The 14,964-nt window shown below is 72.0% G+C and carries 9 protein-coding genes; 3 read left to right on the forward strand and 6 right to left on the reverse strand.

The window, feature by feature from the left end; all coding sequences use genetic code 11:
- Positions 1–38 precede the first annotated feature (38 nt).
- On the reverse strand, positions 39–1,499 hold the full coding sequence (locus ACGF5T_RS22945) for a hypothetical protein (RefSeq protein WP_356611966.1): 1,461 nt from the start codon (positions 1,497–1,499) through the stop codon (positions 39–41).
- A gap of 71 nt (positions 1,500–1,570) precedes the next feature.
- Between ACGF5T_RS22945 and ACGF5T_RS22950 the strand changes: the two genes are divergently transcribed.
- Positions 1,571–2,512: an endonuclease/exonuclease/phosphatase family protein gene (locus tag ACGF5T_RS22950; RefSeq protein ID WP_366767878.1), complete on the forward strand. Its 942-nt coding sequence runs from the start codon at positions 1,571–1,573 to the stop codon at positions 2,510–2,512.
- A 151-nt stretch (positions 2,513–2,663) separates the two neighbouring features.
- Here the strand turns inward: ACGF5T_RS22950 and ACGF5T_RS22955 are convergent, their stop codons facing one another.
- Positions 2,664–6,623, reverse strand: coding sequence for a bifunctional glycosyltransferase family 2 protein/CDP-glycerol:glycerophosphate glycerophosphotransferase (locus ACGF5T_RS22955; protein WP_361009258.1), 3,960 nt, complete (start codon positions 6,621–6,623; stop codon positions 2,664–2,666).
- A gap of 385 nt (positions 6,624–7,008) precedes the next feature.
- Here ACGF5T_RS22955 and ACGF5T_RS22960 point away from each other — a divergent pair, with 385 nt between their 5' ends.
- On the forward strand, positions 7,009–8,097 hold the full coding sequence (locus tag ACGF5T_RS22960; RefSeq protein WP_361009255.1) for an LCP family protein: 1,089 nt from the start codon (positions 7,009–7,011) through the stop codon (positions 8,095–8,097).
- 33 nt (positions 8,098–8,130) lie between these two features.
- Here ACGF5T_RS22960 and ACGF5T_RS22965 read toward each other — a convergent pair whose 3' ends face one another.
- Both ACGF5T_RS22965 and ACGF5T_RS22970 read right to left on the reverse strand, forming a co-directional pair.
- Positions 8,131–9,249, reverse strand: a complete 1,119-nt coding sequence (locus ACGF5T_RS22965; RefSeq protein ID WP_366767877.1) for a hypothetical protein — start codon at positions 9,247–9,249, stop codon at positions 8,131–8,133.
- A 196-nt stretch (positions 9,250–9,445) separates the two neighbouring features.
- Positions 9,446–10,468 carry a hypothetical protein gene (locus ACGF5T_RS22970; RefSeq protein WP_366767876.1) on the reverse strand — a complete coding sequence of 341 codons (1,023 nt, stop codon included), beginning with the start codon at positions 10,466–10,468 and terminating at the stop codon, positions 9,446–9,448.
- 80 nt (positions 10,469–10,548) lie between these two features.
- Between ACGF5T_RS22970 and ACGF5T_RS22975 the strand changes: the two genes are divergently transcribed.
- Entirely contained in the window at positions 10,549–10,926 is a 378-nt protein-coding gene (locus tag ACGF5T_RS22975) for an NTP pyrophosphohydrolase (protein WP_361009246.1), read from the forward strand.
- A 188-nt stretch (positions 10,927–11,114) separates the two neighbouring features.
- Here ACGF5T_RS22975 and ACGF5T_RS22980 read toward each other — a convergent pair whose 3' ends face one another.
- Positions 11,115–12,641 (reverse strand): amino acid permease, encoded by a 1,527-nt coding sequence (locus tag ACGF5T_RS22980; RefSeq protein WP_356611982.1) that lies wholly within the window; start codon positions 12,639–12,641, stop codon positions 11,115–11,117.
- 140 nt (positions 12,642–12,781) lie between these two features.
- Positions 12,782–14,710 (reverse strand): 1-deoxy-D-xylulose-5-phosphate synthase, encoded by a 1,929-nt coding sequence (dxs, locus tag ACGF5T_RS22985; protein WP_366767875.1) that lies wholly within the window; start codon positions 14,708–14,710, stop codon positions 12,782–12,784.
- Between the last annotated feature and the right edge of the window lie 254 nt (positions 14,711–14,964).

Consider the following 14,964-nt stretch of genomic DNA (forward strand, 5'->3'; position numbering starts at 1 on the left):
CCACTCGTGGAGTCGTTGTGATCGGCGGCCGTCGGTACTCAGTACCGCGGCGGAAGGTGACCGGCGGGCACGGAGACGTCCAGCGCCGTGAAGTCGGCCGGGGCCGGAGCGGACTCCGCGCCGTGGGCGTCCACCGCGACGACCTCGACCAGGTGCCGGCCCACCGGCCACGTCCAGCCCGGTTCCCAGGCCCAGACGCCGTCCGGCGCGACGGCCGCCGCACCCAGGAGGACGCCGCTGCGCCGGAATCCCACCTGGACCGCGCCCGGCGCGGTTCCGTGGAAGGTGACCGACGTCCCCGTCTCCTGCCCGGGGCCGGGCACGGTGACGACCGGCGGCGCGGGGACGGCCGGACCCGCGGCGGGACCGTCGACCACCGTGAAGGGCACCTCCACCCGGCTCGAGTGGAAGCCGGCCGGGTCCACCGCGAAGATCTTGACCAGGTGGTTCCCGGGGGCCCACGGCTTGGCCGGCTGCCAGAACCAGGTTCCGTCGGCCGCGACCTCCGGCGACGCCACGAACTTGCCGTTGCGCCACATGCTCACCCGCACCGCCCCCGGGGCGAGCCCGGCGAAGTGGACGCCGGACACGGGGACCTCGCCGTGGTAGCCGGGTGAGGTGACCACCGGCGGCGCGAAGGCGTCGGTGTCCTGCACCTTGGAAGTGGCGGAGAGGTAGGCGTCGATGCCCGACTGGTCCCGGTCGAACTCCTCGGCGGCATGGCGGACGAACCCGAGGCGGGGGGCGTAACCGTCCGCCAGCAGGTTCAGCAGACCGACCAGCGCCGGGACGTTCCGCCGCGTCACCGTGGCGTGGCCGGTGATGGTGGGCGACTCGCTGTACAGGAAGTTGAAGTTCTCGTAGCCCTGGAAGATGCCCAGGAAGGGCTCCACCTGCACGGCGTAGTGCTCGTCCTGCGGCGAGGACAGGACGTAGATGTTGGCGCCGGGGTTGGCGCGGCTGCGCACCAGGTCGGGCAGAAGGGCGTCCAGGACCCGGGCGTTGTGCGCCGGCGCGCCCTCGCCGAGCATGTAGGCGGAGACCTTCGGGTGCCGCTTCTCCAGGGCGTCGCCGACGAGGAACTGCGGGACGATGGCCACGATGTTCCGGTAGCCGTGGCGCAGGCCGAAGTACAGTGCCGCGCTGCCGCCCTTGGAGCCGCCCCACAGGGTGACCTGGTCGGGGGTGAGCCCGAGGGAGCGCATGACGTTCGAGATGAGGGTCTGCACCGACTCCGCCAGGCCGAAGTCCATGTTCCGGCACAGGTAGTAGGCGTTCATCCCGTCGAAGCGGTCACGGATCCAGAGGATGTTGGCGCGTACGTTGTCGAAGACGCCGTTGGACCAGCCGTAGTCCTCGGGGGCCGAGAAGTTGGCGAACACCACGACGAGGTGGCGGTTGCCGCTCTTGGCGTGGGAGAACCGGTACTCGACCGGGAACGTCCCCGACGCCTCGATCCCGTTGAACAGCTTTCGCCCGCTCGAGGATGCTTTGGACATGGACGGCACTCCAGTTTCGGGGACAGATCGTCGGATTGGCTCCGAATCACCTGATCGGACATGATGTCGGGATGCCTCTCACGGCCCCCTCGCTTCCGCCCGGCCTGCGCCGGCGCGGCACACTGATCGCCCTGGTCCCGGTACTCGCCGTGTCGGCGGTCCTCGCGGCGGTGCTGGTGCGCACCGTCCCGGGTGACGGCATGGACGGCAGGGGGGACGGCAGGGGTGCGACACGGCCGCCGGTCGCCGAGCGCCTCCTGACGGTGGCGACCTGGAACATGTGCGGCGTGCGGCAGTGGGGTTGCGCGGACACCGGCAGCGGCCCGGAGAAGCGGCGGGCGGTGGAGCGGCTCGTCGGCGCCGGGGCCGACGTCGTGCTCCTCCAGGAGGCCTGCGCCACGCACGCGGAGTCGGTGCGCGAGGCACTCGGCGAGAGCTGGCAGTCGGCCTTCCGGCCCTACACCTGGCGGGACGGCGGCGGACGCACCGGAACGATCGACTGCGAGGGGCCCGGCCGGGGCACGGCAGGGCTCGCTGTCCTCTCGGACCGCCCGCTGTCCGCCGTCCGGTCCGTGCCCACCAGCCAGCCCGAGGTCGGACTGCGGCGCGGCATCCTGTGCGCGACCGTCGCGGCCGTCGACGTCCGGGTGTGCAACGCCCACCTGAGCCTTCCCGGCAGCGACCGGGCGCACCCCGGCTGGGAGTACCGTGACGACCAGTTGAAGGCGCTGGTCGCGGCGGTTCCCGGCCGGCGCACCGTGTTCGGCGGCGACTTCAACCTGAGACCGCCGGGTGCCCGCAACCGGTCCGGCTGGGTGTGGCCCCCGGCCGCCTACGACGCGTTCCGGGAGTGCGACCAGACGTCCGGCGCCGACCGGTCGGGCCGTGCGACCCATGTCTCCGGTCACAAACTGGACTACCTCTTCGCCGGGTTGCCCCGCTCCTCCTGCGCGGTGCGCGACACCGGGGTCTCCGACCACCGGGCGCTGCTGATGCGGGTGGACACCGGCTGAGGCCGTGCCGGAGGGGCGCCCGGCTCCTCCCCCGTGGTCGGGGGACGGTCCGGGCGCCGACGGGGCGGGCCAGGGCGCGGTCATGGGGCGCCGGTGCCTTCGGCGGCGGCGCCGCGCGGCCGGGGGCCGCCGTCGGGAAGGATCGTCGGCGTCATACGATCGCGCCCTCGTAGGTCCGGCCCTCGGCGGCAGGCGCCTGCCCGAACGGGTCGGCCGGCTGGTCGGACCCGGCCGGCGTGAGCCGCGGCAGGTGGGGGTGCTGCTGCGGCAGGTGCACCTGCCGAGGGGCGGCGGCGGGCGCGGTGGCGGGCCCGGGCTGCGCGGGGACCGCCCCGGCCGGCTCCGTCTCGGCGGTCCGGGCCCGCACCGCCCGGCGCGGTGCGGTGAACCAGCTGCCGGCCATGCCCCGCACCGGTGTCATGGCCCGCCCGGCCTGCCGGGTGTCGCCGGTCCCGACGGCGGGTGCCTGCGCCTGACCGGGCGCGAGGTCGCCGCCCGCGACCAGCATCCGGTCGGCGAGGCGCGCGGAGGCGTACCCGTCGTCGAGGTCGCAGAACTCGCGCTGGAACCAGCGGTACCGCTCGGCGTAGGCGTCCTGGATCCGGTCGATCTGCTCGACCGCCGACACCAGGTCCTCGGAGGTGTCCAGGAGGGGGCCCGGGGCGCTGCTCGCGAAGTCGAAGTAGAAGCCGCGCAGGGTGTCGCGGTAGTGCTCGAGGTCGTAGGTGAAGAAGAGGATCGGCCGTCCGGTGTTGACGTAGTCGAACATCAGGGACGAGTAGTCCGTGATCATGATGTCGGTGATCAGGGAGAGGTCGGCCATGTCGGGGTAGTCGGAGACGTCGAAGACGAACCCGTCGCCGGCGCCCGGGACCGGGTCCACGACGTTGGGGTGGCGGCGGACCAGGAGCACGTGCTCGGCGCCGAGCCGGGCGCGGGCGTCCGCCAGGTCGATGCGGAAGTCCAGTTTGTACTTGCCGGGCGCGTAGTACTGGTCGTCGCGCCAGGTGGGCGCGTACATCACGACCCGCTTGCCGTCGGGGAGGCCGATCCGGCGCCGGATCTCCTGCTCCCGCTGCTCGGTGCCGGGCAGGCGCAGGATGTCGTTGCGCGGGTAGCCGGACTCCACCATCTCGCCGGGGAAGCCGAAGGCGCGCTTCAGGATCGGGGTGGAGAAGCTGTTGGGCGAGACCAGCATGTCCCAGTTCCGCACCTCCTTCTCGACCCGTTCCAGGTAGCGCTGGTCGGCGAAGTGGATGGACTCGATGTCGTGGCCGATCTTCTTCAGCGGGGTGCCGTGCCAGGTCTGGACGACGATCTGGCCGTCCCGCTTCTGGAACCAGTCCGGGAGGTGGTTGTTGGCGACGACGTACCGGCTGGTGGCGAGGGCCTCGTACCACTCGGGCGACCACATGCGGATCGGGATCGCGGTGTGCGGCACCTCGACCTGGTCGTCGCGGACCACCCACAGGTGTTCGAGGTCGGTACCGCGCCGCAGCAGTTCCTCGTGCAGGGCCCGGGGGCTGTCCGAGTACTGGGTGCCCTTGAAGGCGTCGAAGAGGATCGCGGGGCGCACCCGCTGCCGGCGGGCCGCCGGGTACGCCCTGGTGCGCAGCAGTTTCTGGCGGTAGGGGCCGCGGGCGTCGTCGGGCATGGCCGAGTGCACCAGCAGGGACAGCCGGTCGTAGGCCTCGGCCTGGAGGTCGTAGCGCCGCTCGTCCTCCTCGTACTCCTCGGGGAGGGCGGTGATGAGGTCCTGTTCGGTCTTCAGCATCAGGTCTTCGAGGCGGTCCTCGCGGGCCACCGCCGACAGGTCCTGGCGCCGCAGGAAGAAGTCCCAGCGGCCGGCCGCGAGCGGGATGTCGCCGGCCAGGGTGCGCATGGCGGCCGGATGGACGACGGCCCGGAACGCGTTGCCGTTCCACTCCACGGGGACCGCGCGCTCCGCGCCGTGCGCCCGTGAGCGGACCACCAGGTGCGCGTCCTGGTACTCCCGCGGCGACAGCCGGTCCGCGGCCAGGTACCGGCCGCGGAGCTCCAGCGAGCCGTCCTCGTGCCAGGTGAACGCCGTCGTCGTGGGGAGGGTGGCCCGCTCGAAGAGCACCAGGTAGCCCGAGCCGTTGCGGTGGACCACGACCTCCCGGTCGCCCTCACGGGTCTGCAGCGGGGCGGGCACGCGGTAGTGCCCGTCCGGGGTCTCCTCCGCCATGACGGGGTAGAGGGCCGCCTTGCGGCCCTCCACGTGGAGGGTCGTCTTCCAGCCGTTGCTGCCCATGCTCCACGACTGCGGGATGTCCGCGTCGGCCTGGGCGTCGGCCCGGAAGGCCGGCACCAGCGAGCGCAGCGGCAGCCTGGCCGCGAAGGTGCACCACCCCTCGCCGCCCGGGGTGAACCAGACCCGCCCGTCGTGCTGGCCCGCGCCGCTCAGGCTGGTCACGCGGAGCTTGCCCCACTCGGGCACCTTCGGGCCGAGGTACACGCCGCGCAGCTCCAGCTGGTCGCCGACCACCTGGTGGGACGTGATCCGGCAGCGCACGACCTCCACCCGCAGCTTCAGCTTGCCCTGGAGGAAGACCGGAAGGATGCGGGTGTTCTTGTCGACGTACCGGTACGGCGGGTTCGCGGCGCTGCCCGCGCCGCCGCGGTCGATGCCGCGGTAGCGGAACAGGCCGCGGCTGAGGACGCCGGTGGCCACGTCCCAGGTCCCCTCGGCCCACTGGCCCTTGCGCTTGAGGCGGGTGGTGTCGATGCGGGCCTCGAAGCCGGCCCAGTCGTAGCAGTAACGATTCTGGTTGGAGGACTCGGTGGCCTGCGGCGCGTAGGTGGTCTTCGCCGCGGTGATCACCATGCGGCCCTGCTTCTTGTTCCGCAGGGCGATCGCCTTCACCGACATGTGCCGCTTGTGCACGTTGATGTAGCGCACGTACGCGGTGCCGGTGAGGGTCAGCAGGTGGCCGTTGGTGCTCCAGCGGGCGCCGCTGAGCGAACCGTGCAGGGAGAGTTCCTTGTCGAGGCGGAACGCCTTCTTGTCGAGGCCCACCCCGCGGTCCCCGAGGTAGGGGTACTTCAGGTAGCGGTGGAAGCGGCGCTGGACCGGCATCGGCCCGCCCCGGCGCTCGAACTCGATGACCTCCAGCAACTCGGTCAGCCGCAACTCGCGCACCAGCAGCCACTTGACCCGGGCGTCCGCGGGCAGTTCGTCGATGATGGTGAGGTCGGTCTCGTCGAGGAACTCGTTGGCCCACCGCATGAACGACTGGCGGTACTCCTCGTCCGCGTCCGGCAGCACCTTGAGGTGCAGCATCAGGTCGGACTTCAGACAGGCGAGGTCGTACTTGCGCTTGCTCTCCTCGTACTGCCGCGAGCGCCGGTCCGCCAGGAAGCGGCTGACCGACTGCACCGCCGCGACCCGGTCGCGGAGGTTGGACAGTTCGGTGTGACGCTGGGTGATCGAGGGCGCGGCCCCGCCCTCGCGCCGGCGCCAGAAGTACACGATGTCGGTGATGACGTCGACCTTGGCGGCCCGGAAGTGGGCGTACATGTTGACCCAGGAGTCCTCGTACATGACGCCTTCGGGGAACGCGATGTAGTGGTAGTCCCAGAAGGACCGCCGGAACATCTTGTTCCAGACCGTGCGGTCGTAGATCAGCGCCTCGAACCTGGTGATGTGCGTGCCGCGCCGGTTCTTCTGCATCGGCCCCTTGTGCAGCGGTGACTGCCACTTCTTGGTGGAGTTCATCATCTGCACGTTGCCGGAGACGAAGTCGGAGTCGGATCCCTCCAGGGTCCGTACCAGCAGCCCGTAGGCGTACTCGGGGATGACGTCGTCACCGTCGACGAAGGCCAGGAACTCACCTTGGGGGTGCATGGCGCGCAGCCCGGTGTTGCGCGCGTGCCCCGGGCCGTTCGGCTCCTGGCGGATCATGCGGAAGCGCGGGTCGGCGGCGCAGAAGTCGGCGGCGATGCGCGAGGAACCGTCGGTGGAGCCGTCGTCGACGAGGATCACCTCGAAGTCGCGGAACGACTGGCGCGCGATGGACTCCAGGCATTCGGCGAGATAGGTCTCGACGTCCTGAAAGGGCACGACGATGCTCAGACGCGGATGATCCACCAACTCGTACTCCTACCAAGACATTTCGCCCAGCGGGCCACCAACAGTCCGTACCGGCAACGGCCCGTACGGACTTCCCACCCCTACCTGGTGCACCCGCGGTCCCCTCAACCGCCTCGGCTTCACCTGTCCCCCTGACCGCAGACGAAGCCCCCCTCGCTACGGTCACAGGTTCGCCACATCTTATGTCACCCTTAAGGATGGTCAAGGCCAGTTAATGTGGCGTACATCGCTGTGACGCGATAAGGTTTCCGGCTCGTAAAATCACTGTGCGTAAGCGCATATAGTTCTCGCAACGACATGACCGCATAGTGGACCGGCCTCCCCCCACCCGGGCCCCTGCGACTCCGCCCCGCGGAGCCCGTGAGGAGAGGAACCGAACACCATGAGCCATACCGCCACCACGGAGCCCCGGCGCACCCGCCGGGCCGCACCGAACGGCGGTCGCCGTGCGCCACGCCGCCGCAGGCGCTGGGGACGGATCGTCCTGCTGTCGTTCCTCGTCCTCCTGCTCGCCGCCGGGGGCACCGGCTACTGGCTCTACAGCGGCCTGAACGGGAACATCGACGGGGTCGACCTCAACAAGGCCCTGGGCGAGGACCGGCCCGAGAAGCTGCCGACCTCGGGGCAGAACCTGCTGGTCCTCGGTTCCGACTCGCGGGCCGGCGCCAACGCCTCGCTGGACACCGGCAAGGCCTCCGGGGCGCGTTCGGACACCGCCCTGGTGGTGCACATACCCGAGGGCCGCAAGCAGGCCGTCGCCGTGAGCATCCCCCGCGACACCCTCGTCACCCGCCCGCAGTGCGCCAGGTCGGACGGCTCCGACCTGCCCGAGGCGAAGCGGGTGATGTTCAACTCGGTGTACTCCTCCGCGGGTCCGGCCTGCGTGGTCAAGACCGTGGAGAAGATGTCCGGCGTCCGCATGGACCACTACGTGGAGATCGACTTCGCCGGCTTCAAGGGACTGGTCGACGCCATCGGCGGCGTGCCCGTCACGGTCGACGAACCCATCAAGGACAGCGCCAGCGGCCTGGACCTGAGCGCCGGCACCCACACGCTGGACGGCACCGAGTCCCTGGCCTTCGTACGGACCCGGCACGGCGTCGGCGACGGCAGCGACCTCGGCCGCATCGGGCTCCAGCAGCAGTTCCTGGTCGCGCTGCTGAGCGAGGTGAAGAAGCAGGACCTGCTGGGCAGCCCCACCAAGACCTACAAGATCGCCGACACGCTGACCTCGGCGCTCACCACCGACTCCGAACTCGCCTCGCTGACCAGCCTGGCCGACTTCGGGCGCAGCATGAACGGGGTCGACCCCGCGACGATGGAGACGGTCATGCTGCCGGTGGCGTACGACAAGACCGACCCCAACCGGGTGGTCGCCGCCGAGCCCCAGGCGACCGAGCTGTGGAAGGCCGTCCGCTCGGACTCCGAGATCCCCGAGTCGGCCAAGAAGTCGCCCGCGACGGGCGGCTGACCCGGGGCCCCACGGCGCGAAGGTGCCGGCCGCTCAGCCCCCAAGGGTGTGCCACCGGGTGAAGGAGAGGCCGGCGCCGTCGTCCTGGCGCGCCACCTTCGGCGCGCCGTCGGGTCCGATCAGCGCCAGCACCACGCGCCCGTGCCCGTCCCGGGCGAGCGCGGGGACGCCCTGGCAGGACTCGCCCAGCGGGTACCACCAGAAGCCGCCGGCCTCGTTCTCGGTGCCGCCCATGCCGAGCGTCACGGAGCCGTCCCGCTCCCGGTGGGCGAGGACGACGCAGTCGTAACCGTCCACCGCCGTACGCAGGGACGCGTATCCCTGCCCGGCCGGCGCCCCGCCCAGCGCGGCCGGCCAGTCGCCCTCCCGCCACGCGGCCGCGCCCCCGCTGTCGGCGTCGGTCCAGAAGAACGTGGCGCGGTCCGGCCCGGTCTCCAGGGCGGTGACCGTCCCCGGCAGCGGGCGCAGGGCGAAGCCGCGGGGGCCGGTGAAGTCGCCGCCGGGCACGGTCTGGCGCCAGACGAGGACACCCGACGCGGACGCGGCGCAGACCTCCAGCCGCCCCCCGGCGAGGGCGACCGGCGCGGGCAGGGCGTCGGTCTCGCCGCCCTGGAGGTCCTCCCACGCCCGCCACTTGCCGTTCGGCGACTCGCGGCGCAGCGCCAGCCCGCCGTGCGCGTTCCGCACGAAGACGTGCACCGTGCCGTCGGCCGCCACGGCCCCGACCGGCGGCCCGAGCAGGCGGCCCTGCTCACGGTCGCGGTGCGGGTTGCCGAGCGAACGCCATTCCGTGAAGGCCAGTCCCGTCTGGTACTGGATCGCGTGGACGACGTCCACACCGAGCGCGCCGTCGGCCCGCTCGCGCTCCCTGCGGCCGAGGAAGTGGACGTAGGTGTCCGCGCCCTGCACCACCGTCAGGTGGGTCAGTCCGGGCGCGGACACGGCGTGCGGTCCGCTCCAGTCGGGGCCGCCCACGGCGGTCTCCGTCCAGCGCACCAGGCCGCCGTCGGCGGGCGCGTAGAGGCTGAGGCGGCCGTCCTTGCCGAGGGTGAGCCAGTCGCCGTGGGCCGCTGCGGGCGCGTCGGCACGCTCCGGGGCGCCGGGCCCGTCCTGGCGAGCGGTGCCGACGGGGGCTGCCGACTTTCTCCGCATGGGCTGCTGCCCCTTCCTGAAGCCCGCCGGGTCACGGACAGGGACCCTGGAACGCGCAACATCATATGCGGTTCGTTCACCAGTTCCCCATGGTGTGGTCGGCGGACCCCACCGGGCGGTCGCCAAGCCGTCGAGGAACGGTCACCAAGCCGTGGAGGGACGGTCGCGAAGCCGTCGGGGACGGTCGGGTGCCCGGTCAGACGGTCTGCCAGGGGCCGAGCGCGAGTCCTGGTTCGTCCTTGCGCCGGGTGAGGCGCAGCTCGCCGGTGGAGGGGCAGAGCGTGGCCGCCACCAGCCGGCCGTCCGCGTCCAGGGCCAGGGACACCACCGCGTCGGTGGGCAGCGCGGGACCCGACTCCGTCCACTGCGCCCCCATCTCCTCCTGCTCCGAGGGATAGGCCGCGAAGACGACCCGGCCGGTGTCCGTCGAACGCTGGGCGACGAGCGTGCAGTCGTGGCCGTCGATGACGCAGCGGACGGCCGCGACCGGGCCCGGGCCGGCGGCGGTCACCAGGGGCACCGGCTTGCCGCCGGGGCGCCAGGCGCGGAGTTCACCGGTGTCGGCGTCGGTGAAGAAGACGGTGGTGCGCTCCTCGGAGGTCGCGAGCGCGCGCAGCGAGCCCGGGCGGACCGACGCGTCGACGGCCTCACCGAGCACCGGCCGCGCGCCCGGCTTCTCCTGGTACCAGTGCCGGATGCCGTCCGTGACGGCCGCGTAGACCTCGACCCTGCCGGACTCCCCCGTCACGGCCGCGGGCTCCTCCTGGACACCCCGTCCCTTCAGGTCCCGCCAGGGGTCCCAGCCGCCCTTCTCCTTCTGGGCCACCATGCTCAGGCCGCCGCCCCCGTTGCGGACGAAGACGTGGGCGCGTCCCTGCGCGTCGACCGCCACCGCCGGGGTGCCGGTGCGGTCGCCCTGCTTGTTGGGGTGACCGGCGGGCTGCCAGTCCAGCGGCGCGAGCAGCGGACGGAAATGGGTGGTGTGCACCAGGTCGGACCGGTCCGCCCCGGTGGGCCGCCAGGCGACCAGGTGGGCGTAGCCGTCGGGGCCCCGGCCGACCGAGAGCCCGGGGCGCAGTTCCTGGTCGCCGCCGATCCTGCGCGGGGCCTCCCAGGGCCCGGCGGGCATGCGCTCGGCACGCCACAGGGCGGCGTCGTCCGACGGGAGGTAGACACTGAGGCGGCCGTCGCGGCCGAGGAGAAGCCAGTCGCCGTTCACCCGTCCACTCTATGCGGGACGGCCGGTTCCGCGTCGGGCGGGTGCGGACCGGCACGAGGGCCTCGTGCGACCCTGACGGCATGGACGCCAGCGCACCCCTGCTCGTGATCGTCGACGCCGCGAACGTGGTCGGGTCGGTGCCCGACGGCTGGTGGCGGGACCGGCGCGGGGCCGCGGAGCGGTTGCGGGACCTGCTGGCGGCGGACGGGGTGCCGGGGCGGCCCGGCCCGGTGGAGGTCGTCCTGGTCGTCGAGGGCGCCGCCCGCGGGGTGGGCTCCGTGCCCGGCGTGCGGGTGGAGTCGGCGCCGGGCAGCGGGGACGACCACATGGTCGAGCTCGTCGCCCGGGTCGCGGGCGAGCGTGCGGTACTGGTCGTGACGGCCGACCGGGAGCTGCGCCGCCGGGTGACGGAGCTGGGCGCCGAGGTGGCGGGGCCGCGGACGGTGCGTCCCACGTGACGACACCCCGCACCTGCCCCCACGCTCCGGCCGACCCGACCGCACCCCCCGAGCGCTCCGGCCGACCCGACTGCACCCTCCCCGCGATCCGGCCCACGCGACCGCGCCCCGCACCCGCGGACGCGTCCGGCCCGGCGGTTCCCGTGGAGGGGGACGCACCGGGCCGGAGCGGCAGGTGACCGGGCGGATCACACCGCGGCGTCACCCCCGGGTGGCTTCGACGGCCCGCCGGCCGGTGTCTCCTCGCCGAGGGCCATGCGGCTGTGGGTGCGGCTGTACAGGAAGTACACGACGACACCGATCGCCATCCAGACGCCGAACCGCACCCACGTCTCGGCGGGCAGGTTCAGCATCAACCACAGCGAGGCGGCGACCGACACGATCGGCAGCACCGGCACCAGCGGGGTGCGGAAGGCGCGCGGCAGGTCGGGGCGGGTCCTGCGCAGGATGATCACGCTGATCGCGACGATGACGAACGCGAACAGCGTGCCGATGTTCACCAGCTCGGCCAGTTCGCTGAGGCTGGTGAAGCCCGCGACGATCGCGATGATCACGCCGAGCAGGATGGTCGGCCGGTAGGGGGTGCGGAACTTGGGGTGGACCCGCGAGAAGAAGCGGGGCAGCAGCCCGTCCCGGCTCATCGCGAAGAACACCCGGGTCTGGCCGAGCAGCAGGATCATGCACACCGTGGTCAGGCCGACGGCGGCGCCGAAACTGATCACACCCGCGAAGAAGGGGTGTCCGGTGGACTTGAACGCGTCGGCGAGCGGGGCGTCGACCGACAGCTCGCTGTAGTGCTGCATGCCGGTGACCACGATGGAGACGGCTACGTACAGCGCGGTGCAGATGAACAGGGAGCCGAGGATGCCGCGGGGCATGTCGCGCTGCGGGTTCTTGGTCTCCTCGGCGGCGGTGGCGACGATGTCGAAGCCGATGAAGGCGAAGAAGACGACCGAGGCCGCGGTGAAGATGCCCATCACACCGAAGTTGGCCGGCGCCCACCCGAACATCAGCTGGATCAGGGGTGAGTCGAGGCCCGCCCCCGCCTCCACGGGCTTCGACTCCGGGATGAACGGGTCGTAGTTGGAGCCCTTCACGAAGAAGGCACCCGCGATGATCACGATGAGGACGACGGTCACCTTGATGGCGACCACGAGCGAGGTGATCCGCGCCGACAGCTTCATGCCGAGGACCAGGATGCCGGTGAGCACCAGCACCAGGGCGGCGGCCAGGATGTCGAAGCCGAAGCCCTCGGCCCCGTCCCGGCCGCTCAGGGCCTCGGGGAAGGTCACGCCGGCGTTGTCGAAGAACGAGCGGATGTAGCCCGACCAGCCGACGGCCACCACCGCCGTGCCGAGCGCGAACTCCAGGACCAGGTCCCAGCCGATGATCCAGGCGGGCAGTTCGCCCAGCGAGGCGTAGGAGAAGGTGTACGCGGAGCCCGCCACCGGAACCGTGGAGGCGAACTCGGCGTAGCAGAGCGCGGCGAGCGCGCAGACGACACCGGCGACGACGAACGCCAGGGCCGTGGAGGGTCCGGCGTTGTCCTTGGCGACGGTGCCGGTCAGTACGAAGATGCCGGTGCCGATGATGACACCGACGCCGAAGACGGTCAGGTCCAGCGCGGACAGGGATTTCTTGAGCGCGTGCTCCGGCTCCTCCGTGTCACGGATGGACTGCTCGATCTTCTTGGTCCTGAAAAGACTGCTGCTCACGGGGGTTACCTCCGACGCTTGTCGTCCCCGACATGATCGAGAGGGGGGCGTACTGCGTATGCCCCGGCGTGAGCGGATTCACGCGGATGGGCAGGTTTCACCACCCCGATGAGTGGAGAACCTGCCCATCCGGTCGTACGTCAGTCGCGCGCGGCCTCCACCGGGTCCGCCTCGGCGCCCGCACGCTCGTAGCGGCCGTCGAGCTTCGCGACCAGACCGGTGACCTGGCGGGCGATGTCCGGCGCGGTGAGCCCGATCTCGGCCAGCACCTCGGCGCGGGAGGCGTGGTCGAGGAAGCGCGGCGGGATGCCGAAGTCGCGCAGCGGCACGTCGACACCCGCGTCGCGCAGGGCCTGGGCGACGGCGGAGCCCACGCCGCCGACGCGCGAGTTGTCCTCGACGGTGACGACCACGCGGTGGCGCTCGGCGAGCGGGGCCATGGCCTCGTCGACGGGCTTGACCCAGCGCGGGTCGACGACGGTGGTGGAGATGCCCTGCTTGTCCAGCAGGTCCGCCACCTCCAGGCACATCGGCGCGAGGGCGCCGACGGAGACCAGGAGGACGTCGGGCGTGTCGGTGCCGGGGGCGCTCAGCACATCCATGCCGCCGACGCGGCCGACGGCCGGTACGGCGGGGCCGACGGCGCCCTTGGAGAAGCGCACCACGGTCGGCGCGTCGTCCACCTCGACGGCCTCGCGCAGCTGGGCGCGGACCTGATCGGCGTCGCGCGGGGCGGCGAGCCGCAGGCCGGGGACGACCTGGAGGATCGACATGTCCCACATACCGTTGTGGGAGGCGCCGTCGGTGCCGGTGACGCCGGCGCGGTCCAGCACGAAGGTGACGCCGCACTTGTGCAGGGCCACGTCCATCAGCACCTGGTCGAAGGCGCGGTTGAGGAAGGTGGCGTACACCGCGAAGACCGGGTGCACTCCCCCGTGGGCGAGGCCGGCCGCGGAGACGGCGCCGTGCTGCTCGGCGATGCCGACGTCGTAGACGCGGTCGGGGAAGGCCTTGGCGAACTTGTCGAGGCCGACCGGCTGGAGCATGGCGGCGGTGATGGCGACGACGTCCTCGCGCTCCTCGCCGATCTTCACCATCTCCTCGCCGAAGACGCTGGTCCAGTCGGCGCCGGAGGTGGAGATGGGCAGGCCCGTGTCGGGGTGGATCTTGCCGACGGCGTGGAAGCGGTCGGCCTCGTCCTGGAGCGCGGGCTGGTAGCCGCGGCCCTTCTCGGTGAGGCAGTGCACGATGACCGGGCCGCCGAAGCGCTTGGCGCGGGTCAGCGCGGACTCCAGGGCCTCCAGGTCGTGGCCGTCGATCGGGCCGACGTACTTCAGGCCGAGGTCCTCGAACATGCCCTGCGGGGCGATGAAGTCCTTCAGGCCCTTCTTGGCGCCGTGCAGGGTGTCGTAGAGCGGGCGGCCGACGACCGGGGTGCGCTCCAGGACCTCCTTGGTGCGGGCCAGGAAGCGCTCGTAGCCGTCGGTGGTGCGCAGGGTCGCCAGGTGGTTGGCGAGGCCGCCGATGGTGGGGGCGTAGGAGCGCTCGTTGTCGTTGACGACGATGACGAGGGGGCGGTCCTTGGCGGCGGCGATGTTGTTCAGCGCCTCCCAGGCCATGCCGCCGGTGAGGGCGCCGTCGCCGATGACCGCGACGACGTGGCGGTCGCGGCCGAGGACCTCGTTGGCCTTGGCGAGACCGTCGGCCCAGCCGAGGACGGTCGAGGCGTGGCTGTTCTCGATGACGTCGTGCTCGGACTCGGCCTGCGAGGGGTAGCCGGACAGGCCGCCCTTCATCTTCAGCTTCGAGAAGTCCTGGCGGCCGGTGAGCAGCTTGTGCACGTAGGACTGGTGTCCGGTGTCCCAGAGCACCTTGTCGCTCGGCGAGTCGAAGACGCGGTGCAGGGCGAGGGTGAGTTCCACCACGCCGAGGTTGGGGCCCAGGTGGCCGCCGGTCTTGGAGACGGCGTCGACGAGGAAGGTGCGGATCTCCTCTGCCAGCCGGTCCAGCTCTTCCAGGCTGAGCCGGTCCAGATCGCGCGGTCCCGTGATGCGGGTCAGCAGCGGCACCCGTGCCTCCTTGCAGTAGAGCTGTTGCCGGGCTTGTCGAGTCTAATGTTCCGCCGTGGCGGAACGTGTCCGGGCGGTGCGTCGTACGTCACGCGTTCGGCCTTACCCATCGGCGGTCCGTTCTACGACTTCCCCGGGCGGCCGCGCCGCGGATGCCCCCGGGACCGGTGCGACGGGCGGGGCGCGGGCGGACGGCGAACCGCCCGCCCGGGTGCTGGACCCGGGCGGGCGGTGGTGGAGCGGTGACGGGCGTG

Origin of the sequence: Streptomyces sp. NPDC047853, assembly GCF_043204535.1 — a bacterium.
In the GTDB taxonomy this organism is placed as follows: domain Bacteria; phylum Actinomycetota; class Actinomycetes; order Streptomycetales; family Streptomycetaceae; genus Streptomyces.

Excerpts from the sequence above, each read along its gene's own strand:
- ACGF5T_RS22945 (WP_356611966.1), bottom strand. The coding sequence starts at position 1,499 with ATGTCCAAAGCATCCTCGAGCGGGCGAAAGCTGTTCAACGGGATCGAG.
- ACGF5T_RS22975 (WP_361009246.1), top strand. The coding sequence starts at position 10,549 with ATGGACGCCAGCGCACCCCTGCTCGTGATCGTCGACGCCGCGAACGTG.
- ACGF5T_RS22965 (WP_366767877.1), bottom strand. The coding sequence starts at position 9,249 with ATGCGGAGAAAGTCGGCAGCCCCCGTCGGCACCGCTCGCCAGGACGGG.
- ACGF5T_RS22960 (WP_361009255.1), top strand. The coding sequence starts at position 7,009 with ATGAGCCATACCGCCACCACGGAGCCCCGGCGCACCCGCCGGGCCGCA.
- ACGF5T_RS22950 (WP_366767878.1), top strand. The coding sequence starts at position 1,571 with ATGCCTCTCACGGCCCCCTCGCTTCCGCCCGGCCTGCGCCGGCGCGGC.